This window comes from Neotabrizicola paludis (assembly GCF_044142105.1).
Classification (GTDB): Bacteria; Pseudomonadota; Alphaproteobacteria; order Rhodobacterales; family Rhodobacteraceae; genus Pseudogemmobacter.
In genome coordinates this window covers 782815-804171 of record NZ_JBGTYM010000001.1, presented here as the reverse complement: position 1 = coordinate 804171, position 21357 = coordinate 782815, and the positions used below count along the sequence as shown (strand labels likewise).

Annotated in this window: 23 protein-coding genes; 11 read left to right on the top strand and 12 right to left on the bottom strand. The window is 65.5% G+C overall.

What is annotated here, in order from left to right; genetic code table 11:
• The first annotated feature begins 3 nt into the window (after positions 1-3).
• The 3 genes from ACED67_RS03870 to ACED67_RS03860 are packed head-to-tail and all read left to right on the top strand — an operon-like array spanning position 4 to position 2260.
• Positions 4-675, top strand: coding sequence for a lysophospholipid acyltransferase family protein (locus ACED67_RS03870; protein WP_395540213.1), 672 nt, complete (start codon positions 4-6; stop codon positions 673-675).
• Positions 672-1619 (top strand): phosphatidate cytidylyltransferase, encoded by a 948-nt coding sequence (locus tag ACED67_RS03865; RefSeq protein WP_395540212.1) that lies wholly within the window; start codon positions 672-674, stop codon positions 1617-1619. Before ACED67_RS03870 ends, ACED67_RS03865 begins: the two co-directional genes overlap by 4 nt.
• Positions 1616-2260, top strand: coding sequence for a CDP-alcohol phosphatidyltransferase family protein (locus ACED67_RS03860; RefSeq protein WP_395540211.1), 645 nt, complete (start codon positions 1616-1618; stop codon positions 2258-2260). The genes ACED67_RS03865 and ACED67_RS03860 overlap by 4 nt, the downstream gene beginning before the upstream one ends.
• A 63-nt stretch (positions 2261-2323) precedes the next feature.
• Here the strand turns inward: ACED67_RS03860 and ACED67_RS03855 are convergent, their stop codons facing one another.
• The 4 genes from ACED67_RS03855 to ACED67_RS03840 all read right to left on the bottom strand — a co-directional run bounded on the left by ACED67_RS03855 (position 2324) and on the right by ACED67_RS03840 (position 6612).
• Complete coding sequence (locus tag ACED67_RS03855; protein WP_395540210.1) at positions 2324-3643, bottom strand: pyruvate dehydrogenase complex dihydrolipoamide acetyltransferase; 1320 nt, start codon at positions 3641-3643, stop codon at positions 2324-2326.
• Positions 3644-3654: 11 nt separating this feature from the next.
• Positions 3655-5037: a pyruvate dehydrogenase complex E1 component subunit beta gene (locus ACED67_RS03850; RefSeq protein WP_395540209.1), complete on the bottom strand. Its 1383-nt coding sequence runs from the start codon at positions 5035-5037 to the stop codon at positions 3655-3657.
• Positions 5038-5049: 12 nt separating this feature from the next.
• Entirely contained in the window at positions 5050-6036 is a 987-nt protein-coding gene (pdhA, locus tag ACED67_RS03845; RefSeq protein ID WP_395540208.1) for a pyruvate dehydrogenase (acetyl-transferring) E1 component subunit alpha, read from the bottom strand.
• A 180-nt stretch (positions 6037-6216) separates the two neighbouring features.
• Entirely contained in the window at positions 6217-6612 is a 396-nt protein-coding gene (locus ACED67_RS03840) for a winged helix-turn-helix transcriptional regulator (RefSeq protein WP_395540207.1), read from the bottom strand.
• Between the two features lie 132 nt (positions 6613-6744).
• Between ACED67_RS03840 and ACED67_RS03835 the strand changes: the two genes are divergently transcribed.
• Entirely contained in the window at positions 6745-7506 is a 762-nt protein-coding gene (locus ACED67_RS03835; protein ID WP_395540206.1) for an SDR family oxidoreductase, read from the top strand.
• Positions 7507-7527: 21 nt separating this feature from the next.
• On the opposite strand, the gene ACED67_RS03830 is transcribed toward ACED67_RS03835, so the two are convergent.
• The 3 genes from ACED67_RS03830 to ACED67_RS03820 all read right to left on the bottom strand — a co-directional run bounded on the left by ACED67_RS03830 (position 7528) and on the right by ACED67_RS03820 (position 10131).
• A complete protein-coding gene (locus tag ACED67_RS03830) occupies positions 7528-7830 on the bottom strand; it encodes an FtsB family cell division protein (protein ID WP_395540205.1) in 303 nt (100 codons plus the stop codon).
• A gap of 110 nt (positions 7831-7940) precedes the next feature.
• Positions 7941-8834, bottom strand: coding sequence for a fructose bisphosphate aldolase (locus ACED67_RS03825; protein ID WP_395540204.1), 894 nt, complete (start codon positions 8832-8834; stop codon positions 7941-7943).
• A gap of 106 nt (positions 8835-8940) precedes the next feature.
• Entirely contained in the window at positions 8941-10131 is a 1191-nt protein-coding gene (locus ACED67_RS03820; RefSeq protein ID WP_395540203.1) for a phosphoglycerate kinase, read from the bottom strand.
• Positions 10132-10276: 145 nt separating this feature from the next.
• Between ACED67_RS03820 and ACED67_RS03815 the strand changes: the two genes are divergently transcribed.
• Together ACED67_RS03815 and ACED67_RS03810 are read left to right on the top strand one after the other, a co-directional pair.
• Complete coding sequence (locus ACED67_RS03815) at positions 10277-10786, top strand: peptidylprolyl isomerase (RefSeq protein WP_395540202.1); 510 nt, start codon at positions 10277-10279, stop codon at positions 10784-10786.
• Positions 10776-11339 carry a peptidylprolyl isomerase gene (locus tag ACED67_RS03810; RefSeq protein WP_395540201.1) on the top strand — a complete coding sequence of 188 codons (564 nt, stop codon included), beginning with the start codon at positions 10776-10778 and terminating at the stop codon, positions 11337-11339. Before ACED67_RS03815 ends, ACED67_RS03810 begins: the two co-directional genes overlap by 11 nt.
• Positions 11340-11481: 142 nt before the next feature.
• On the opposite strand, the gene tyrS is transcribed toward ACED67_RS03810, so the two are convergent.
• Positions 11482-12732, bottom strand: coding sequence for a tyrosine--tRNA ligase (gene tyrS / locus ACED67_RS03805; RefSeq protein WP_395540200.1), 1251 nt, complete (start codon positions 12730-12732; stop codon positions 11482-11484).
• Between the two features lie 56 nt (positions 12733-12788).
• On the opposite strand from tyrS, the gene ACED67_RS03800 reads away from it, so the two are divergent.
• On the top strand, positions 12789-13907 hold the full coding sequence (locus ACED67_RS03800) for an anhydro-N-acetylmuramic acid kinase (RefSeq protein ID WP_395540199.1): 1119 nt from the start codon (positions 12789-12791) through the stop codon (positions 13905-13907).
• A gap of 1 nt (position 13908) precedes the next feature.
• Positions 13909-14391: a DUF421 domain-containing protein gene (locus tag ACED67_RS03795; protein WP_395540198.1), complete on the top strand. Its 483-nt coding sequence runs from the start codon at positions 13909-13911 to the stop codon at positions 14389-14391.
• Positions 14392-14453: 62 nt separating this feature from the next.
• Here the strand turns inward: ACED67_RS03795 and tkt are convergent, their stop codons facing one another.
• Positions 14454-16469, bottom strand: coding sequence for a transketolase (gene tkt, locus ACED67_RS03790; RefSeq protein ID WP_395540197.1), 2016 nt, complete (start codon positions 16467-16469; stop codon positions 14454-14456).
• A 230-nt stretch (positions 16470-16699) separates the two neighbouring features.
• On the opposite strand from tkt, the gene ACED67_RS03785 reads away from it, so the two are divergent.
• The 3 genes from ACED67_RS03785 to ACED67_RS03775 all read left to right on the top strand — a co-directional run bounded on the left by ACED67_RS03785 (position 16700) and on the right by ACED67_RS03775 (position 18003).
• A complete protein-coding gene (locus tag ACED67_RS03785) occupies positions 16700-17182 on the top strand; it encodes a hypothetical protein (RefSeq protein WP_395540196.1) in 483 nt (160 codons plus the stop codon).
• A complete protein-coding gene (locus ACED67_RS03780; protein ID WP_395540195.1) occupies positions 17175-17549 on the top strand; it encodes a cell division protein ZapA in 375 nt (124 codons plus the stop codon). Before ACED67_RS03785 ends, ACED67_RS03780 begins: the two co-directional genes overlap by 8 nt.
• Before the next feature lie 94 nt (positions 17550-17643).
• Positions 17644-18003, top strand: a complete 360-nt coding sequence (locus tag ACED67_RS03775; RefSeq protein WP_395540194.1) for an MliC family protein — start codon at positions 17644-17646, stop codon at positions 18001-18003.
• 71 nt (positions 18004-18074) lie between these two features.
• On the opposite strand, the gene grxD is transcribed toward ACED67_RS03775, so the two are convergent.
• The 3 genes from grxD to purL form a co-directional block, all read right to left on the bottom strand.
• Complete coding sequence (gene grxD / locus ACED67_RS03770; RefSeq protein ID WP_395540193.1) at positions 18075-18434, bottom strand: Grx4 family monothiol glutaredoxin; 360 nt, start codon at positions 18432-18434, stop codon at positions 18075-18077.
• 98 nt (positions 18435-18532) lie between these two features.
• Positions 18533-18775 (bottom strand): BolA/IbaG family iron-sulfur metabolism protein, encoded by a 243-nt coding sequence (locus tag ACED67_RS03765; protein ID WP_395540192.1) that lies wholly within the window; start codon positions 18773-18775, stop codon positions 18533-18535.
• Positions 18776-18963: 188 nt separating this feature from the next.
• The gene (gene purL, locus ACED67_RS03760; protein ID WP_395540191.1) at positions 18964-21126 is read right to left on the bottom strand and encodes a phosphoribosylformylglycinamidine synthase subunit PurL; all 2163 of its coding nucleotides are present in this window, start codon (positions 21124-21126) and stop codon (positions 18964-18966) included.
• Positions 21127-21357 lie beyond the last annotated feature (231 nt).

The window sequence follows — 21357 nt, the reverse complement described above, 5'->3', positions numbered from 1 at the left end:
GGCATGACCGCCGGCCTTCCCGCCACGATCACCCGCCCGGTCCGCGCCACGGTCGCGTTCTTCGTCGGCAAGGCGATCTCGCTGTTTGCCAGGATCGTCACGGCGCCCCGGGCGATCTGGGCTGGGATCGAGCCGGTGCCGCGTCAGCGCGTCTATTTCGGCAACCACACCTCCAACGGCGACTTCGTCCTGATCTGGACGGTTCTGCCGCGTGCCTTGCGAGCGCGGACCCGGCCCGTCGCGGCTCTGGACTACTGGCTGACCTCGCCGCTGCGGGCCTTCATCGGGCGCGATGTGTTCAACGCCGTGCTGATCGACCGTCGCCCGGAGGAGCGTGTCGCGGACCCGGTGGCACAGATGGCCACGGCGCTGGACGAGGGGTCGTCGCTGATCATTTTCCCCGAAGGCAAGCGCAATTCCTCTGACGAGTTGCTTCTGCCTTTCAAGTCCGGCCTTTATCATCTGGCGACGCAACGCCCCGAGGTTGATCTTGTCCCCGTCTGGATTTCAAACCTCAACCGCGTCATGCCAAAGGGTGAGGTGATCCCGGTGCCGCTGATCTGCACGCTGACCTTCGGCGCACCGCTGCATATTCACCCGGGCGAGGCGAAAGAGGCCTTTCTCGGCCGGGCGTCCACCGCCCTTCTTGCCCTTGCCGAAAGGCCGAAGGCATGACCTCACCTCCCGATCTGATCTGGCTTCTGGCCGCCGTTGGCGCGATCCTGATTCTCGCCACATTGATTGGCGAAGTGCTCCGGGCGCAGCTTTCGCCCGATGGCGCCAACCCGGTGATCGAGAACCTGAATGCCCGGATAGCCGCCTGGTGGGCCATGGTGATCCTGCTTGCCATCGCCTTCCTGGCCGGGCGCACGGGGGTCGTTCTGCTTTTCGCCATCCTGTCCTTCGCGGGACTGCGGGAGTTCCTGACCCTTACCGAGAAAGCCCCTGCCGACCATTGGGCGCTGGCGGCGAGCTTCTTTCTCATCCTGCCGGTGCAATACTGGCTGATCGGCGTCGACTGGTACGGGTTCTATTCCATCTTCGTGCCGGTCTACGCTTTTCTTCTGCTGCCCGTCGTCTCGGCCCTCCGGGGCGGTACGCAGGATTTCCTGACCCGGGTCGCGGAAACTCAATGGGCCTTGATGATCTGCGTCTATTGCGCCAGCCACGTGCCTGCGCTTCTGACCCTGCATATCCCGGGCTATGAGGGGCGCAGCGTCATTCTGATCGCCTGGTTGATCTTCACCGTGCAATTCTCGGACGTGATGCAATATGTCTGGGGCAAGCTCCTCGGACGGCACAAGATCGCCCCGCAGGTGTCGCCGTCGAAAACCTGGGAGGGGTTTCTGGGAGGCGTTGCCACCGCCGTCGGCGCGGGAACCGCGCTGTATTGGATCACGCCCTTCACGCCCTGGCAGGCGGCGGGCATGGCGCTGGTCATCTGCCTGATGGGCTTTTTCGGCGGGCTGGTCATGTCGGCGATAAAACGTGACAAGGGCGTCAAGGACTGGGGCCATCTGATCGCCGGGCATGGCGGGTTCCTTGACCGGCTGGACAGTGTCATCTTCGCCGCCCCGATCTTCTTCCATCTTACCCGCTATTTCTGGTCCGCGACATGACCGGTCCCGCCTCGCGCCGCCCGCTTTCCTCGCGTGATACGAAATGGGCGCGCAGCCTCGCGCAGAAGCTGGCGGACAGCGACGTCACCCCAAACCAGATTTCCGCCGCCTCAATCGGTTTCGCGATGCTTGGTTGCCTGCTGTTCTGGGCCGCCGGAAGCGGCGGGCCGGTCGTGACCAGCCTGGGCCTGATCCTGGCCGCCGCAACGATCCAGCTGCGCCTTCTCTGCAATCTCCTGGACGGGATGGTCGCAATAGAGGGCGGCAAGCAATCTGCCACGGGGCCGTTTTGGAACGAGGCGCCAGACCGAGCGGCGGATCTTCTGTTCTTCTGGGGCGCGGGCCTCGCGGCGCACAATCCCGCTTTGGGGCTGGGCTGCGGCGCACTGGCGCTTGGTACGGCCTATCTGCGCGAGCTTGGCCGCGCCGAGGGCTTTGCTGCCGATTTCTCCGGCCCCATGGCAAAGCAGCACCGTATGGCGGCCCTGACGCTTGCTTGTCTGCTGGCCGCGCTGCTCCCGATACAGCAAAGCGCCGCGACCCTGATGACCGCGGCGCTCTGGATCATTCTCATCGGCACCGCCGCGACCATCCTGCGCCGCGCCTTCCGCCTCTTGGACCTGCTCTCGCAGCGCCCCTGACCTTGGCTTGGACCAAATCCTCCGGCGGGCCGGGGGCAGCGCCCCCGGACTTCCCGCCCGCGATCAGGCCAGCATGGAAATCGGGTTCTCCAGCGCCTCGACGATCACCTTCATCAGCTGCGCGCCCAGGGCCCCGTCGATCACGCGGTGGTCGACCGACAGCGTCATCGACATCACCGTCGCCACGCCGACCGATCCATCCGCCAGCACGACCGGCTTCTTCAGCCCCGCTCCGACCGCCAGGATCCCGCCATGCGGCGGATTGATCACGGCATCGAAATTCTCGATCCCGAACATGCCCAGGTTCGAGATCGCGAAGCTTCCGCCCTGATATTCATGCGGGGCGAGCTTCTTGGTCTTCGCGCGCGTCGCCAGGTCCTTCATTTCCGCCGAGAGCGCCGAGAGCGTCTTCTTCTCGGCGTCTTTCAGCACCGGCGTGAACAGCCCGCCATCGACCGCCACGGCCACCGCAACATCGGAAGGCTTCAGCTTCAGCACGCGGTCGCCCGCCCAGACGGCATTGGCATCCGGCACCGCCTGCAGGGCCAGCGCGCAGGCCTTGATGACAAAGTCATTGACCGACAGCTTCACGCCGCGGCTTTCCAGCCCCTTGTTCAGCTGTTCGCGGAAGGCCATCAGCGCATCCAGACGCACCTCGCGGCGCAGGTAGAAATGCGGGATGGTCTGCTTGGCCTCGGTCAGCCGCGCGGCAATCGTGCGGCGCATGCCGTCCAGCGGCACTTCCACATACTCGCGCCCGGCATACATCTTGATCACCGTCTCGGCCGACATGCCCGAAGCGACCGCCGCTTTGGCCGGAGCCGCAGCGGGCGCTGCTGCCTGCGCTGGCGCCGCCGCCGGTTTCGCCGCCGCGGGCTGTGCGCCTTCGACATCCGCCCGGACGATGCGGCCATGCGGACCCGAGCCCTTCACGGCGCCCAGGTCCAGACCCTTTTCCTTGGCGATCCGCCGCGCCAGCGGCGAGGCAAAGACCCGCGCGCCGCCCGCGACCGCCGCCGGGGCAGGGGCAGGGGCCGCGGCAGGCGCTGTCATCGCAGGGGGGTCAGCCTTCGCAGCTTCGGGTTTCGCGGCCTCGGCCTTGGGCGCCGCTGCCGGGGCCGCAGCGGCCGAGGCATCCTCGCCTTCCTCCAGCAGAACTGCGATGGGCGTGTTGACCTTCACCCCGGCGCTGCCCTCGGCGATCAGGATCTTGCCGACCGTGCCTTCATCGACGGCCTCGAACTCCATCGTCGCCTTGTCGGTCTCGATCTCGGCGATGATCTGGCCCGACTTGACCACATCGCCCTCTTTCACCAGCCATTTCGCCAGCGTGCCTTCCTCCATGGTCGGAGACAGCGCGGGCATCAGGATCTGCGTTGCCATGTTCCCCTCCCTCAGCGGTAGCAGACGGATTTCACCGCGCCCACGATCTCGGGCACCGTGATCAAAGCGAGCTTTTCAAGGTTCGCCGCATAGGGCATCGGCACGTCCTTGCCGGTGCAAGTGATGACGGGCGCATCCAGGTAATCGAAGGCGCGCTGCATGATCGTGCTGGCCAGATGGTCGCCGATCGACCCGACCGGGAAGCCTTCTTCCACCGTGACGCAGCGGTTGGTCTTCTGCACCGAAGTCAGCACCGTGTCATAGTCGATCGGGCGCAGCGTGCGCAGGTTCACCACTTCGGCGCTGATGCCTTCCTTCGCCAGCTCCTCAGCGGCGGCCAGGGCGTGCGAACAGCCGATTCCGAAGGAGACCAGCGTCACATCGGTGCCCGCCCGCAGGATCGAGGCCTTGCCGAAGGGGATGGTGAAATCCTCGACGGCCGGCACCTCGAACGAGCGGCCATAAAGGATCTCGTTTTCCAGGAAGACCACCGGGTTCGGATCGCGGATCGCCGATTTCAACAGGCCCTTCGCGTCCGCCGCCGAGTAAGGCATGCAGACTTTCAGCCCCGGGATCGCCGCGTACCAGGCGGCATAGTCCTGGCTGTGCTGGGCACCCACCCGCGCCGCTGCGCCGTTCGGGCCGCGGAACACCATCGGACTGCCCATCTGGCCGCCCGACATATACAGCGTCTTCGCCGCCGAGTTCAGGATATGGTCAATCGCCTGCATGGCGAAGTTGAAGGTCATGAACTCGACGATCGGCTTCAGCCCGGCCCAGCTGGCGCCGGTGGCGATGCCGGCAAAGCCCATCTCGGTGATCGGTGTGTCGACCACGCGCTTGGCGCCGAACTCGTCCAGCAGACCCTGGCTGATCTTGTAGGCACCCTGATATTCGCCCACTTCCTCGCCCATCAGGAAGACAGTCGGATCGGCGCGCATCTCTTCGGCCATGGCTTCGCGCAGGGCTTCGCGCACCGTCATGGTCTTGGTGGAGACACCTTCGGGCAGGTCGCTATGCGGCCAGCCCTGCGCTGCCTTGACAGGGGCAGGGGCCACAGCCGCCGCCGCGACCGGAGCCGCCGCTTCCGCCTTGGCGGCGGGCGCGGGGGCGGCCGCAGCCGGGGCAGGGGCCGCGTCCGAGACGCTTTCGCCCTCTTCCACCAGCACTGCGATCGGCGTGTTCACCTTCACGCCCGCCGTGCCTTCGGCCACCAGCAGTTTGCCGACCGTGCCTTCATCGACGGCCTCGAACTCCATCGTCGCCTTGTCGGTCTCGATCTCGGCGATGATCTGGCCCGACTTGACCACATCGCCCTCTTTCACCAGCCATTTCGCCAGCGTGCCTTCCTCCATGGTCGGAGACAGCGCGGGCATCAATACTTGTACCGCCATGATTCCCCTCCCTCAGGCGTAAATATCGGTCCAGAGCTCGTCCACCGGCGGCTCGGGGCTTTCTTTCGAGAACTCGGCGGCTTCGTTCACCAGCGCCTTGATCTCCTTGTCGATGCCTTTCAGATCCTCTTCCGAGGCATGACCGCCCTGCAGCAGCAGATCGCGCACCTGTTCGATGCAATCTTTCTCGGACTTGATCTTCTCCACCTCCTCGCGGGTCCGGTATTTCGCCGGGTCCGACATGGAATGGCCGCGATAGCGGTAGGTCATCATTTCAAGGATGTAAGGGCCCTTGCCGGCCCGGCAGTGCGCCACGGCCTTTTCCGCCGCCGCCTTTACCGCCAGCACATCCATGCCGTCGACCTGCTCGCCCGGAATGCCATAGGCCACGCCCCGTTCGAACAGTGTCTTCGACTTGGTCGAGCGCTTCACGCTCGTGCCCATTGCATACTGGTTGTTCTCGATCACGAAGATCGCCGGCAGGTCCCAAAGCTCCGCCATGTTGTAGGTCTCGTAGACCTGGCCCTGATTGGCCGCACCATCGCCGAAATAGACGAAGGTCACATTGTCATTGCCCAGATATTTGTCGGCAAAGGCCAGCCCCGCGCCCAGCGGCACCTGCGCACCGACAATGCCGTGCCCGCCATAGAAATGTTTCTCTTTCGAGAACATGTGCATCGAGCCGCCCTTGCCCTTGGAATAGCCCCCGATGCGCCCGGTCAATTCGGCCATCACGCCCTTGGCATCCATGCCGCAGGCCAGCATATGGCCATGGTCGCGATAAGAGGTGATCCGCTTGTCACCCTCTTTCGCGGCGGCTTCCAGCCCGACGACCACCGCTTCCTGCCCGATATACAGGTGGCAGAAGCCGCCGATCAGGCCCATGCCGTAAAGCTGGCCCGCCTTTTCCTCGAAGCGGCGGATCAGCAGCATGTCGCGATAATACTGAAGAAGTTCGTCCTTCGAGACATTGGGTCTCGGCTCTGGCTTCTTCGCCATGTGCTCCTCCCTGAGCTATATCGGGACCAAGAATGGTTCAACCTTAAACCATCCTTACAGTATCGGAGAAAAAAGGCGAGTCACAACTTGGCCGACAGCCATGCAGCGGCGGAATGGGCCTCACGCATCCGTGTGGGGGCAGGGGAACCGGATCAGATTGCGCCGCGCCGCAGCGCCAGGTCAGCGCGCGTCAAAGGCCGCGCGCGCGGCATTGATGGTCGCCAGATTCTCTTCGGCCCAGGTCCAGACCCCGCAAAAGGCCGTACCCAGCGTCAGTCCCAGATCCGTCAGCCGATACTCGACCCGTGGCGGCACCACGGGATGCACGGTCCGGGTCAGCAACCCGTCGCGTTCCATCAGCCGCAGCGTCTGGGTCAGCATCTTCTGGCTGATCCCCGGCACCTGATCGGCCAGCCGCGAAAAGCGCAGCGTCCCGGCTTCGGCCAGCACTTCCAGCACCGCCATGGTCCATTTGTCGGCGACCCGCCCGATCAACTCCATCACCAGCGCATTCACTGCCGGATCGACCTCGCGCAGCGCCGGGGCAAGAGGATCGGCCGAAGGGGCAGGGGGCATCACACTTTCCTTTTGGTAAGTACAGAACTTTTCGGTGCCTTCTTTCGAACGGTAACCTATCCCCTATCTTCTGCCAAGCTGCGGCAAACCGCATCTCACAATTCTTTCAGGTCACAATCAGCGGAGACCGACATGACCCCGAACAAGAAAATTCTCATCACCGGCGCCACATCGGGCATCGGTCTCGCCCTGGCCAGCCGCCTGCACGCGCTTGGCCATGGCGTGATCATCACCGGCCGCCGCAAGGCGCTTCTCGACGCCGCGACCAAGGCCCATCCCGGCATGATCGGGCTGCAGAATGACATCAGCGATCCCGCCGCCATTGCCGCACTGGCCGTAACCTTGGCCAAGGATCACCCGGACCTCTCCATGGTGCTGCACAATGCAGGCATCATGAAACCCGAACGTTTGGGGGCGGATGCCACCGGCTTGAGCATTTCGGAAGAGACCATCACCACGAACCTGCTGGGTCCGATCCGCCTGACCCATGCCCTGATGCCGCTGCTTCTGGCCCAGCCGAAAGCCGCTATCGTCACCGTTTCTTCCGGTCTGGCCTTCGTGCCTCTGGCCGCGACCCCGACCTATTCCGCCACCAAGGCCGCGATCCATTCCTGGACCCAGGCCCTGCGCTGGCAGTTGCGCGACACAGGGATCAGCGTGCATGAACTTGCACCGCCCGCCGTGCAGACCGACCTGATGCCGGGCCATGCCACCAGCCCGCATGCCATGCCGCTTGGCGATTTCATCGACGAGGTCATGGCGATGCTGACCGCCGATCCGGTACCGGAGGAAATTCTGGTCGAACGGGTGGGCTTCCTGCGCCGAGCCGAGGCCGAGGACCGCCATGCCCAGACCTTCCAGAGCCTCAACGCCAATTACCGCAGTCTTGACTAGGGCAGGGCTTTCCCCGCCGCCTTACCGGATGGCGATCTCGTCGCCGCGCATATAGCCCAAGACGTCGCGCGCCTGCTGGTCCAGCAGGTCCAGGTCCAGATAGGCGTCCGACAGGCGATGGGTCAGGTTCTGAATTGTGGCCAGTTCTGCCGCCAGCCGGTCGCGCTCGGCGGTCAGATCTTCCGCCTCGGCGGTGATCTCGACCCGGCGGAAAACACCATAATCGCCTTGCACGGCGGCAAAGGTGAAATAGAGGCCTAGAGTGAAAGCCAGGGCGAAATAGATCAATCCGCCCAGATTGTTCCGCGCTGCCGCGTTTGTCATATGCCTGCCGCCTCTGATGCCCCTCTTTGCGGGGGCATGGTGGAATCATTGCATATAACCTGGTCCAAGGGAATCCCCCAAACAGCGGGATTCCCTTGATTTTCGCGTGATCAGCCCGCGATGGACGCCGCGTGGATGCTGTCGACCGCGCCTTTCAGCATCGCGTCGAACTCGGCATCGGTCTGCTGCGCGCTCAACCCCTCGCTCAAGGCGCGGCTGAAAGATGCGATGATGCCGCGGTTGCGGGCGAGAATGGCATTTGCCGCCTCGCGCGAATGGCCGCCCGACAGGGCCACGACCTTCAACACTTTCGGATGGTCGACCAGGGGCGCATAGAAATTGTCCACCGTCGGCAGAGACAGTTTCAGCATGACCTGCTGGCCTGCGGGCAGCGCGTCCAGACCCTTGAGCAGCGCCTTCTGCAACAGATCCTCGGCTTCGGCCTTGTCTGCGATCGAGATCGTCACTTCCGGCTCAAGGATCGGCATCAGGCCATGCGCAATCACCTGTGCGCCCACGGCGAATTGCTGGTCGACCACCGCCTGAATGCCCTTGGCATTGGCGGCCGAGATCACCGAACGTTCCTTGGTGCCGAAGATCCCCGCGTTCGCCGCGCGGTCCAGCAGCGCATCAAGGCCCGGCATCGGCTTCATCAGCTGGCAGCCATCGACCTCGGCCTCCAGCCCCTTGTCGATCTTCAGGAAGGGCACGACATGGCGCTTCTCCCACAGATAGGTCGCCGTCGGGATGCCATCCACCGTGCGGTCCATGGTCTGTTCGAACAGGATCGCGCCCACCACCTTGTCGCCCGAGAAGCCCGGCGACTTGATGATCCGGCTGCGCATGGCGTGGATGAGGTCGAACATGCCCGCCTCATCGGCCCAGGCGCCCTCGGCAATGCCATATTGCTTCAGCGCCTTGGGGGTCGACCCGCCCGACTGGTCAAGGGCGGCGATGAAACCCTTGCCGTTGCGGATCTGTGCGGTCATCTCAGCCTTGCTCATCATCCATTCCCTCGGTGAAGATTTTCCCCGGCATAGCGCCGCCCCCGCCACGGGGCAATGAAGGTAACGCTAACGCGGCGGCTTATTCGCTTTGGCGCACCGCCGATCAGCGCATCAGCGCCGCAACGCCCGGCAATTCCTTGCCTTCCATCCATTCCAGAAACGCGCCGCCCGCCGTCGAGATGAAGGTGAACTGGTCCGCGGCGCCCGCCTTGTTCAAGGCCGCCACCGTGTCCCCGCCACCCGCGACCGAGACCAGCTGCCCCGCCGCCGTCAACCGCGCCGCTTCCTCGGCAGCGGCATTGGTGCCCTGATCGAAAGGCTCGATCTCAAAGGCCCCCAGCGGGCCGTTCCAGATCAGCGTCGCGCATTGGCCCATCACCGCCCGGATGCGCGCCACCGATTCCGGCCCGGCATCCAGGATCATCGCATCTGCCGGGCAAGCGCTGGCCACCACGATCTCGCTGGCCGCGCCCGCCTTGAACTCGCGCGCCACGACCACATCGACCGGCAGAAGGATGCGGCAGCCGACTTCCTTGGCTTTCTCAAGGATCGCGCTGGCCGTCGCGGCCATGTCGCGCTCGGCCAGCGATTTGCCGACCTCGATCCCCTGCGCCACCAGGAAAGTATTCGCCATGCCGCCGCCGATCACCAGATTGTCGACCTTGGTCACCAGGTTCGACAAAAGCTCCAGCTTGGTCGAGACCTTGGCCCCGCCCACCACCGCCATCACCGGCCGTTTCGGGTTGCCCAGCGCCGCGTCCAGCGCCTTGAGCTCCGCCGCCATCAGCCGCCCCGCCGCCTTGGGCAAAAGCTTGGCCACGCCTTCGGTCGAGGCATGGGCGCGATGCGCGGCAGAGAAGGCGTCATTCACATAGACATCGCCCAGCTTGGCCATCTCGGCAGCCAAGGCGGCGTCGTTCTTCTCTTCGCCGGGGTGGAAGCGGGTGTTCTCCAGCAGCACCACATCGCCGGCAGCCGCCTGGGAAATTGCCTCGGCGGCGGGGGCACCAACCGAATCCGGCCCGAACACCACCTTCCGCCCCAGCGCCTGCGACAGCGGCCCGACAAGCTGGCGCAGGCTCATCTCTGGCACCACCTTGCCCTTCGGCCGGTCGAAATGCGCCAGAAGCACGGGCTTGCCACCCTTGGCCAGAATATCCAGGACCGTCGGCACGATCTTGTCGATGCGCGTCATGTCGGTCACCCGACCGGCTTCCATCGGCACGTTGATGTCCACCCGGCACAGTACCGTCTTTCCGGCCAGATCCAAATCGTCCAACGTGTTCCAGCCCATGCGCCACTCCTTTGTCCCTTGCGCCCCTGTTTCGGCGGTTCTGGCCTAGCCGTCAACAGATCACGGGCTTTTGCCCTTTTCCTTGCGGCGTGTCGTCGCTACCTTCGCGCCCGACCCGAACCCAAAGCCCCCGAAAGGTATCCCGATGGCCGAGATCAAGGACCCGGAAAACACCATCATCATGACGCTGAAGGACGGCGAAGTGGTGATCGAGCTTTTGCCGAGCGTTGCGCCGAAACATGTCGAGCGCATGAAGGAGCTGGCCCGCGCCAAGGCCTATGACAATGTCGCCTTCCACCGCGTGATCGACGGCTTCATGGCCCAGACCGGCGATGTCGAGAACGGCAACATGGAAAAGAACTTCAACATCCGCCGCGCCGGGACGGGCGGGTCGGACCTGCCGGACCTGCCGGCCGAATTCTCCAAGATCCCGCATGCCCGCGGTTCGCTGGGCGCCGCGCGCTCGCAGAACCCGAACTCGGCCAACAGCCAGTTCTTCATCAACTTCACCGACAACAACTTCCTCAACGGCCAATACACCGTCTATGGCCAGGTCATCTCGGGGATGCAGTTCGTCGACAAGATCACCCGGGGCGAGCCGCCGGCCACGCCCGACCGCATGATCACTGTCCGGGTGGCCGCCGATGTCGCGTAAGCTTGTCTTCGCCGCGGTCGCGGCGCTCCTTGCCGGGCCCGCTCTGGCCCAGGACGCGCCCGACACGCCCGGCCCGAACCTGGTGATCACGGTCGACGGCGCCGCCAAGGGCGAGGTCGTGATCGACCTTCTGCCCGATGTCGCGCCCAAGCATGTCGCCCAGATCACTGCCCTGGCCAAGGAAGGCGCCTATGACGGGGTGATCTTCCACCGCGTGATCGACGGTTTCATGGCCCAGACCGGCGATGTTGAATATGGCAAGAAGGGCGGCGACACCTCCTATGCCGGCATGGGCGGTTCGTCCTTGCCCGACATTCCGGCCGAGTTTTCGAACCTGTCCTTCCAGCGCGGCATCGTCGGCATGGCGCGCTCGCAAGACCCGAACTCGGCCAACAGCCAGTTCTTCATCATGTTCGACGATGGCAGCTTCCTTGACGGCCAATACACCGTCGTCGGCCGCGTGATCAAAGGCATGGATGTGGTCGATGCCATCACCCGGGGCGAGCCCCCGGCCAATCCCGATGTGATGGAAAAGGTCACCGTCGCCGAATAGCGCGGGAACCGCCCAGGACCGGCATAGAGAAGGGGCCCTAGGGCCCCTTTTTCCTGCGCCGCCGTCAAGGTACAGCGTTCATCTTGGCCCGGATAGGCCAGGGCCCGGGGCAGCGCCCCGGACGCCGGCCAGATGTCTCGGCTCAGTCGATCACGACCAGCGCATGGCGCTTCTTGCCCGCGGTCAGCTTCACCGGCTCGGCCAGTTCCCCGGCCCCGATCCGCAGCCCCGCATCCAGCACCGGCTCGTCATTGATCCGCGCTCCGCCTTCCGAGATCAGCCGCTTGGCATCCTTGCCGCTGGCCGCCAGCCCTGTGCGCACGAAAAGCTGCACGATGCCGATGCCGTCGGCCAGTTCGGCAGGCGCCAGCCGCACCGTGGGCAGGTCCTCGCCGATGCCGCCCTTTTCGAACACTTCCCGCGCGGTGGCTTCGGCCGCCGCTGCCGCCTCGGCCCCGTGCAGCAGGCCCGTCGCCAGATTGGCCAGCAGCACCTTGGCCGCATTGATCTCGGACCCGCCCAAGGCACCCAGACGGTCGCATTCCTCGACCGGCAGTTCGGTGAAGATCTTCAGGAACCGGCCGACATCGGCATCGGTCGTGTTGCGCCAGAATTGCCAGAACTCGTAGGGCGAAAGCATCTCGCCATTCAGCCAGACCGCGCCCGAGGCCGATTTCCCCATCTTCCGCCCGTCCGACGTGGTCAGCAGCGGCGTCGTCAGCCCATAGATTTCGCGGTCGCTCACCCGCCGCGTCAGGTCGACGCCGTTGACGATATTGCCCCATTGATCCGAGCCGCCCATCTGCAACAGGCAACCATAGCGGCGGTTGATTTCCAGGAAATCATAGGCCTGCAGGATCATGTAGTTGAATTCAAGGAAGGACAGCGACTGTTCGCGATCCAGCCGCGATTTCACCGATTCAAAGGACAGCATCCGGTTGACGCTGAAATGCCGCCCGATATCGCGCAGGAAATCCAGGTAGTTCAGGTGATCCAGCCATTCGGCATTGTTCAGCATGATCGCGCCATTCGGCGCATCGGAATAGTCCAGATAGCGCGCGAAGACCCGCTTCAGCCCTTCGATATTGGCGTCGATCGCGGCGGGCGTCAGCAGGGGCCGTTCCTCGCTGCGGAAGGACGGATCACCCACCTTGGTCGTGCCGCCGCCCATCAGCGTGATCGGCTTGTGCCCGGTCTTCTGCAACCAGCGCAGCACCATGATGTTCATCAGATGGCCGACATGCAGGCTGGGCGCGGTCGCATCATAGCCGATATAGGCGGGCACCACCCCGGAGATGAGCGCTTCGTCCAGCGCCTGATAATCCGTGCAATCGGCGACGAAGCCGCGCTCGAACATCACGCGCTGGAATTCGGATTTCGGGTGGTAGGCCATGCTGCCCTCGTGTTTAGCTGCACCGCGATATAGCCGGGCAGGGGGCCAAGGGGAAGATGCGGAAGCGGGGGGCGAAGTCCGGGCCGATCTGGGCCCTGGGGGCGATGTCCGGCACCTCGCTGGACGGGGTGGATGCCGCGATGATCCTCACCGACGGCCATGAGGTCATGGAATTCGGCCCCCATGCCTACCGCCCCTATGCCCGGCCCGAGCAGGATGCGATCCGCGCCGCCCTGGGCCGCTGGCCTGACGATCCCGGCGTGGCCGAAGCGGCGGAGGTGGTGGAAACCGCCCATGCCGAGCTGATGTCGCGCTTTTCCGGCGCGGCGCTGGCGGGGTTCCACGGCCAGACCCTGGCCCATGACCCGCGCGGGCGCGGCACGCATCAATGCGGCGATGGCGCGCTGCTGGCCGAGGTTCTGGGCCTGCCCGTGGTCTGGGATTTCCGGTCCGCTGATGTGCGCTTCGGCGGGCAGGGCGCGCCTCTTGCGCCATTTTATCATTTTGCGCTGGCCCGCCATATCGGCGCGACCGCCCCGATCGCCTTCCTCAATCTCGGCGGCGTGGGCAATGTGACCTGGATCGACCCCACGGCTGCAGCGCCCGAGGTCCCCGGCGCGCTGCTGGCCTTCGATACCGGCCCGGCCAATGCACCCGTCAATGACCTGATCCGCGCCCGTCTGGGCGGCGAGTTGGACGAGGGCGGCGCGCTGGCCTTGCAGGGCCGGGTGGATCAAGCCGCGCTTGACCGCTTTCTCGCCCATGCCTTCTTTCACCGCATCCCGCCCAAATCGCTGGATCGCAACGATTTTCACGCCTTGCTGGCCGAGGTCGCGCCGCTGTCCACCGAAGATGCCGCCGCCACCCTGACCGCCGCCGCCGCCGCCGCAGTGGCGCGCGGAGCCGAGCATTTCCCTGCGCCCGTCACCCGGCTTCTGGTCACTGGCGGCGGGCGGCACAACAGGGCGATGATGGCCGAACTGACCCGCCGGATGAATTGCACCGTCCTGCCGGTGGAAGAGGCGGGGCTGAACGGCGACATGCTGGAAGCCCAGGCCTTCGCCTTCCTCGCCGTGCGCGTAGCGCGCGGCCTGCCGACCAGCTGCCCCGGCACGACCGGGGTGCCCGCCGCCGTGGGGGGGGGGCAGATCAGCCGCCCCGAGGGAGAAGAGTAAGATGCAGGATCTTTGGCAGCTTTCCGCCCCCTGGTGGCATTTCGTCCTGCGCGGCGTGGTGATGTATGGGCTGGTCACCGTCCTTCTGCGCGTCTCGGGCAAGCGCGCCATCGGCCAGTTCACCCCTTTCGACATGATCCTGCTGATCCTGATCGGCAATGCCGTGCAGAACGGCATCAACGGCGGCGACAATTCCCTGACCGGGGCAGGCATCATGGCCGTGACCTTGATCGGGCTGAACTATCTTGTGGCGCTGGGATCGGCCCGCTCGCAGCCTTTCCGCCATCTGGTCGAAGGCCGCCCGACGCTTCTGGCCGAGAATGGCGTGGTCGATCAGCAGGCCCTGCGGCGCGAACTGGTCAGCCATGAGGATTTCCTCAACGCCATGCGCATCGCCGGTTGCAGCGAAGTGGCGCATATCCGCCGCGCCACACTGGAAACCAACGGCCATATCCTGATCGAGACGCGCGAAACGACCAATTGAATGGCCGGGCGCAAAGCAAGAGGGCGGCCGAAGCCGCCCCCGCGCCGTAAATCCTCAGGTCTTTAGAGCATCGCCTTGGCGGCAGCCACGGTCGCCTCGGCGGTGATGCCGAATTCCTGGTAGAGCCGCTCATAGGGCGCGCTGGCGCCAAAGGACGACATGCCGATGAAGGCCGCCTTCTGTTCGCGCCCGCGCTCGCCCAGAAGCCAGCGGTCCCAGCCCTGGCGCACGCCAGCTTCCACCGCCACGCGCACCGGCCCGGCCGGCAGCACCTTCTTGCGATAGGCCTCGTCCTGCGCCGCGAACAGCTCCATCGACGGCATCGACACGACGCGGGTGCCGATCCCCTCGGCCTCCAGCGCCTCGCGCGCCTTCATGGCGATCTCGACCTCGGAGCCGGTGGCGATCAGGATCACCTGCCGCTTGCCCGTGGCGTCGGCCAGCACATAGGCGCCCTTAGCCGAGAGGTTCTGGTTCGTATGCGTCTTGCGCACCGCCGCCAGGTTCTGCCGCGACAGCGCCATGACCGAAGGCGTCGCCTTTTGCGTCAGCGCCACTTCCCAGCATTCCGCCACTTCGACCAGGTCAGCCGGGCGCAGCACCAGCGTGTTCGGCGTCGCGCGAGAAATCGCCAGATGCTCGACCGGCTGGTGGGTCGGACCGTCCTCGCCCAGACCGATCGAGTCATGCGTCATCACATAGACGACCGGCACGCCCATCAGCGCCGACAAGCGCATTGAGGGGCGGGCATAATCGGTGAAGGCCATGAACGTGCCGCCATAGGGGCGGATGCCGCCATGCAGCGCCATGCCGTTCATCGCGGCGGCCATGCCATGCTCGCGGATGCCCCAATACATGTAGCGGCCCTTGCGGTCCTCGGGCGTGAAGACGCCCAGATCGCCGGTCTTGGTGTTGTTCGAGCCGGTGAGGTCGGCCGAACCGCCAAAGGTTTCCGGCAGGACCGGGTTCACCGCCGCCAGAACCTTCTCGCTGGCCGAGCGGCTTGCCATCTTGGCCCCGGCCTCCGCCGCCGCTTTCTTCACGCCGCGAATGGCGGAATACAGCTTCTGCGGAACCTCGCCCGCGAACATGCGCTTGAATTCGGCCTGCTTGCCCGTGGGCTGGGCGGCAAGACGGGCCTCCCATTCAGCCCGTGCCTTGGCCCCCTTGGCCCCAAGCCCTTCCCACCACGACTTCACATCGGCGGGCACTTCGAACGGGCCACCCGGCCAGCCATACAGGTCCTTGGTCGCCTGAAGCTGCGCCTTGTCGGTCAGCGCGCCATGGCCTTTCGAGGTGTCCTGCGCCGCATGTCCCAGCGCGATATGCGTCTTGCAGGCGATCATCGCCGGGCCGCTGCTGGCCTTAGCCGCGGTCAGGGCGCGGTCGATGTCTTCCGGGTCATGGCCGTCGCAGTTGAACACATCCCAGCCGGCGGCGGCAAAGCGCGCGCGCTGGTCTGTGACGTCGGACAGCGACACCTTGCCGTCGATGGTGATGCCATTGTCATCCCACAGCAGGATCAGCCGCGACAGCTTCTGCTTGCCCGCGATGCCGATCGCCTCATGGCTCACGCCTTCCATCAGGCAGCCATCGCCCGCGATGACATAGGTGAAGTGATCCTGCAGCTTGGCGCCCAGCCGCGCGCGCAGGTTCTCTTCCGCCATGGCAAAGCCCACGGCGTTGGAAATCCCCTGGCCCAGCGGGCCGGTGGTGGTTTCCACGCCCGAGACATGGCCATATTCCGGGTGGCCCGCCGTGATCGCGCCCCATTGGCGGAAATTCTTGATCTGCTCCAGCGTCACATCGGCATAGCCGGTCAGATACAGGAGCGAATAGATCAGCATCGAGCCATGGCCGGCCGAAAGGATGAAACGGTCCCGGTCGGGCCAGCGCGGTGCCTTGGGGTCGAATTTCAGGTGCTTCTCGAAGAGCACGGTCGCCACATCGGCCATGCCCATCGGCATCCCGGAATGGCCCGAATTCGCCGCGGCCACCGCATCAAGCGTCAGCGCGCGGATCGCGGCGGCGCGCATCCAGTGATCGGGGTGGCGGCTCTTCAGGGTCTCGATGTCCAAGGCGGTCTCCTCTGGCACGGGGCTTGGCGCTGCGCCGGCGGGATCAGGCACGCGCGCGCGGGACGGTTTGGCGCATAGCCGCCCCGTCCGGCAAGATCAAGCACGGTCGGCAAGGCCTTGGGAAGAAAGGCTGGCCTCGCCCCGCGAGATTCGCTCTATGATGCCAGACAGGCAACCCATGGGCGATTCGCTTCGGGGGCCACAGGCGAAGAGACCGGAAAGGGCGGCGCATGGCGGATATCGTGGAACTGGAACGGCGCATCGCCGCGGCGCTGGACCGCATCGGTCGCGGCCTGGACGGTCTCGCCGCGGCAAAGGCCAATGCCGTGCCAGAAGCCCCGATGCTGGTCGATGCCGAGGCAGAGGCCGCCCCCGGCGCGGAAGACGGCCTTCATGCCAGCCTTGCTGCCGCGACCGAACGCGAGGCGATGATCCGCGCCCAGTATGAGCAGCGTATTGAAAAGCTGACCCGCCAGCTCGATGTCCAGGGTCTGGAATTGCAACGCATGCGCAAGACCGCCGTCACGTTGCGCGAAGAGCTGCGCCGTCTGCGCGAAAGCGAGGCCTCGGGTCTCACCGAACCGGCCCAGATCAACCGCGCCATGCTGGTGGAACTGGACGCCCTGCGCGCCACCCGCCTGACGGAACTGGCCGAGCTGGACGAGCTGGCCGCCGCCCTGGACGACCATCTGACGGAGGCCGAACATGCCTGATCTCGACGTCACCATCGGCGGCAAGGTCTTCACCGTCTCCTGCCAGCCGGGCGAAGAGCATTTTCTGCGCGGCGCGGCGCAACTGCTCGATGCCGAGGCCGCGCCGCTCATGTCGGCCATGGGCCGCCTGCCCGAGGCCAAGATGCTGTTGATGGCGGGGCTGATGCTGGCCGACAAGACGGCGGCGCTGGAAGATGAACTGCGCCAGACCCGCGAGAAACTGGCCGCGCTCGAGGTGCGGCCCGCACCGGCGGCGGAACGGGTCGAAGTGCCGGTGATCCCGGTGCAGGTCATCGAGACCCTGGCCGAGCTTGCGGCGCGGGCCGAGGCCGCCGCCGACCGGGCCGAGGAACTCGCCCGCGCCTGACGGCGTTTGCCCCGGGGGCGGCCCGGCCGGACCCGGACCGCAACGCCTGACCGGGGGCCTGCCCCTGAACCGACCCAACGAAAAGGCCCTGCCCATGTTGAACCGGACGCCCCGTCCCGCCCTGACCCTTGCCCTTTGCGCCAGCCTCGCGCCCCTGCCCGTGCTGGCCGAAGGGGCAGAAACCACGCTGATCACAACCCGGTACACCTGTGCCCGGGGCGTCGAAGTGCCGGCCAGCTATATCAACGCGCCCGACGCCTCGATCGTCGTGATCCATGTCGAGGGCAGCCAGATCACCCTTTACAACGAACCCGCCGCCTCCGGCGCGCGCTACGCCTGGCCTTCGGACGGCGCGGGCTACGTCTGGTGGACGAAGGGGCCGGAAGCCACGCTCTACTGGAAGGAAGCCGGGCAGGAGACCCCGATCCTGGAAGGCTGCGTCGAGCAAGGCTGACGCCGCCCGGAAAAGCAGAAAGGCGGCCAGGGCCGCCTTTCCTCAAGCCTCTTCACAGGAACCCGCGCCGTTCAGGCGTTGGCTTCGCGGATCTTGTCCGCCGCCGCCTTGTCGAAGGCCACGCCCTTGGTCTCGAACAGCGTGTCCAGCTCGCCCGACAGCGTCATCTCGGTGACGATGTCGCAGCCGCCCACGAATTCGCCCTTGACGTAAAGCTGCGGGATGGTCGGCCAATCGGAAAATTCCTTGATGCCCTGACGGATTTCCGCATCGGCCAGCACGTTCACATCGGCAAACTCGACGCCCATGTAATTCAGCACGCCCGCCACGCGGGACGAGAACCCGCATTGCGGCATCATCTTTGTGCCCTTCATGAAAAGGACAACGTCGTTCTTGTTGATCGTCTCGCGGATATCATCCAGCGCGCTCATGGTCTTCACTCCGTCTTGCCGTAAAGCCCCAACCGGCCACGGCGATGTTCCTTTTTTCAGGGCGCGCCCCGTCGCCTTGCGGCTCTGATGGGGCCGCCTTACTCTGGCGCCTTGGTCGTCAGCGCCAGCGCGTGTAATTCGCCATGCGCCCCGTCCATCTTGCCTTTCAGGCTGGCATAGACCGCGCGCTGCTGCTGCACCCGGTTCAGGCCGCGAAAGGCTTCGTCCACCACTTCCGCCGCCCAGTGATTGCCGTCTCCCACCGTGTCGGTCACGGTGATCTTCGCTTGCGGGAACGCGGCGCGGATCAGCGCCTCGATATCCTTGCCTTCCATCGGCATGGGCAGCCTCCTTGGTCTTCCCTAGCAGATGTAAGCCGCAGGGCAGGGGGCTGCAAGATGGGATGGCGTCGCACGCGGGCGGTTCGGGTCTCGAACCCGGTGCGCCGACCGATCCGGGCGCGCCGCCCTGTTTCGTCGCCGACCCTTTGGCCGGGTCGGTCCTTGTGGCTCGGTCCCGGATTTCGGCCTCACACGCCCACGGCAGTGGCGAAGGCGCTGCGATAGGTCTTGGACAAGGCCTCCAGCGGCGCGGCATCGGCGCCCAGGCAGACCGTATCGCCGCCGAACTGGCCGACCAGCGCCAAAGGCACCCCCGCCGCCTCGGCCGCTTCCTCAAGCCCGGCCAGCGCCTCTTGCGACACGGCCAGCAGATAGCGCGCCTGATCCTCGCCAAACAGGAAGGGGATGTCTCCGCGCTCGATCCACAGGCCTTCGCCCGCACGTTCCGCCATCTCGAAGGCCGCCAGCGCCAGCCCGCCATCGCTCAGGTCGCTGCAGGCCCGGATCGCCTTGCGATTGGCACGGATGAAGTCGCCATTGCGGCGCTCGGCCTTCAGATCGACGGCAGGCGCATCGCCCGCCTCCATCCCGAAGGCCTCGGCCAGCAGCGCCGATTGCCCCAGATGGCCCTTGGTCGTGCCCACCAGCACCGCCAGATCCCCGGCGGAGGGCTTGCCCGCGATCAATTCGTCCAGCGATTTCAGCAGGCCCACCGCGCCGATGGTCGGCGTCGGCAGGATCGGCTGGCCGTCGGTTTCATTGTAAAGCGAGACATTGCCCGAGACGATCGGCATGTCCAGAGCCGTGCAGGCTTCGCCGATTCCCTTCAGCGCGCCGACGAATTGGCCCATGATCTCGGGCTTTTCCGGGTTGCCGAAATTCAGGTTGTCGGTCGTGGCCAGGGGCAGCGCGCCCATGGCGGTCAGATTGCGATAGGCCTCCGCCACCGCCTGTCGCCCGCCCTGCACCGGGTTCGCCTTGACATAGCGCGGCGTGACGTCAGAGGTGAAGGCCAGCGCCTTGCCCGTGCCATGCACCCGTACCACGCCCGCAGGAAGGCCCGGCGTCACCATCGTATCGGCGCCGACCTGGCTGTCATATTGCTCGTAGACCCAGGTCTTCGCGGCATAGGAGGGACTGGCGATCAGGGCCTTCAGCCCCGCCATCGCACCAATCTCGGGCAGATCGCCCAGGGGCTTGGCGGCGGGCGTCTCGACATGCGGCCGGTCATATTCCGGCGCCGACGAGGACAGCTTGGACAGGGGCAGATCGGCCTTCACCTCATTGCCATGCAGGATCAGGAAACGGTCCTCGGCAATGGTCTCTCCGACGATGGCGAAATCCAGATCCCATTTGACAAAGATCGCCCGCGCCTCGGCCTCTTTCTCGGGCTTCAGCACCATGAGCATCCGTTCCTGAGATTCGCTCAGCATCATCTCATAGGCGGTCATATTGGTTTCGCGCTGCGGCACGTCATCAAGTTGAAGCTTGATGCCAAGCCCACCCTTGTCGCCCATCTCGACCGCCGAACAGGTAAGCCCCGCCGCGCCCATGTCCTGGATGGAGATGACGGCGCCGGTCTGCATCAGCTCCAGGCAGGCCTCGAGCAGCCGCTTCTCGGTGAAGGGGTCGCCGACCTGCACGGTCGGGCGCTTCTCCTCGATCGTGTCGTCGAACTCGGCGCTGGCCATGGTCGCCCCGCCGACGCCGTCGCGCCCGGTCTTGGCGCCCAGATAGACGACGGGCATGCCCACGCCCGAGGCGGCGGAATAGAAGATCGCATCGGTCCGCGCCAGGCCCGCGGCAAAGGCATTGACCAGGCAATTGCCGTTATAGCTGCGGTGGAACCGCACTTCGCCGCCCACGGTGGGCACGCCAAAGGCATTGCCATAGCTGCCGACGCCCTCGACCACGCCTTTCACCAGATGCGCGGTTTTCGGATGCGAGGGCAGGCCGAAGGACAGACTGTTCATCGCCGCGATGGGGCGGGCACCCATGGTGAAGACATCGCGCAGGATGCCGCCCACGCCGGTCGCGGCGCCCTGATGCGGCTCGATGTAAGAGGGATGGTTGTGGCTTTCCATCTTGAAGATGACGGCATCGCCATCGCCGATATCGACCACGCCCGCATTCTCGCCGGGTCCGCAGATCACCTGCGGCCCCGTGGTCGGCAGCTTGCGCAGATGGATCTTCGAAGATTTGTAGGAACAATGCTCGTTCCACATCGCGCTGAAGATGCCCAGCTCGGTGAAGGTCGGCTGTCGGCCCAGGATGCCCAGCAGGCGCTCCCATTCGTCCGGCTTGATCCCGTGTGCGGCCACAAGCTCGGGGGTGATCTGGGGTTCGCTCATAAGCAGGCTCTCCGCGCGCGTGATCTTGCGCCGCCTCCTAGCCGAAAGGCCGGGAAAGGGGAAGGGCGAAGCGGCGGCAGCCCCGCCCGTGCGGCGCCCTGCCGAATTTTCGCAGAAAATTCGCCTCGGCTCGCAAGGCGACAATATTTTCGCCGAAAATCTTCGCGCCTTGCCGCTAGCCTGTCGAAATCCGGCGCGCCCGTTCGTCCTTGGGTCAGACCCCTGCGCAAG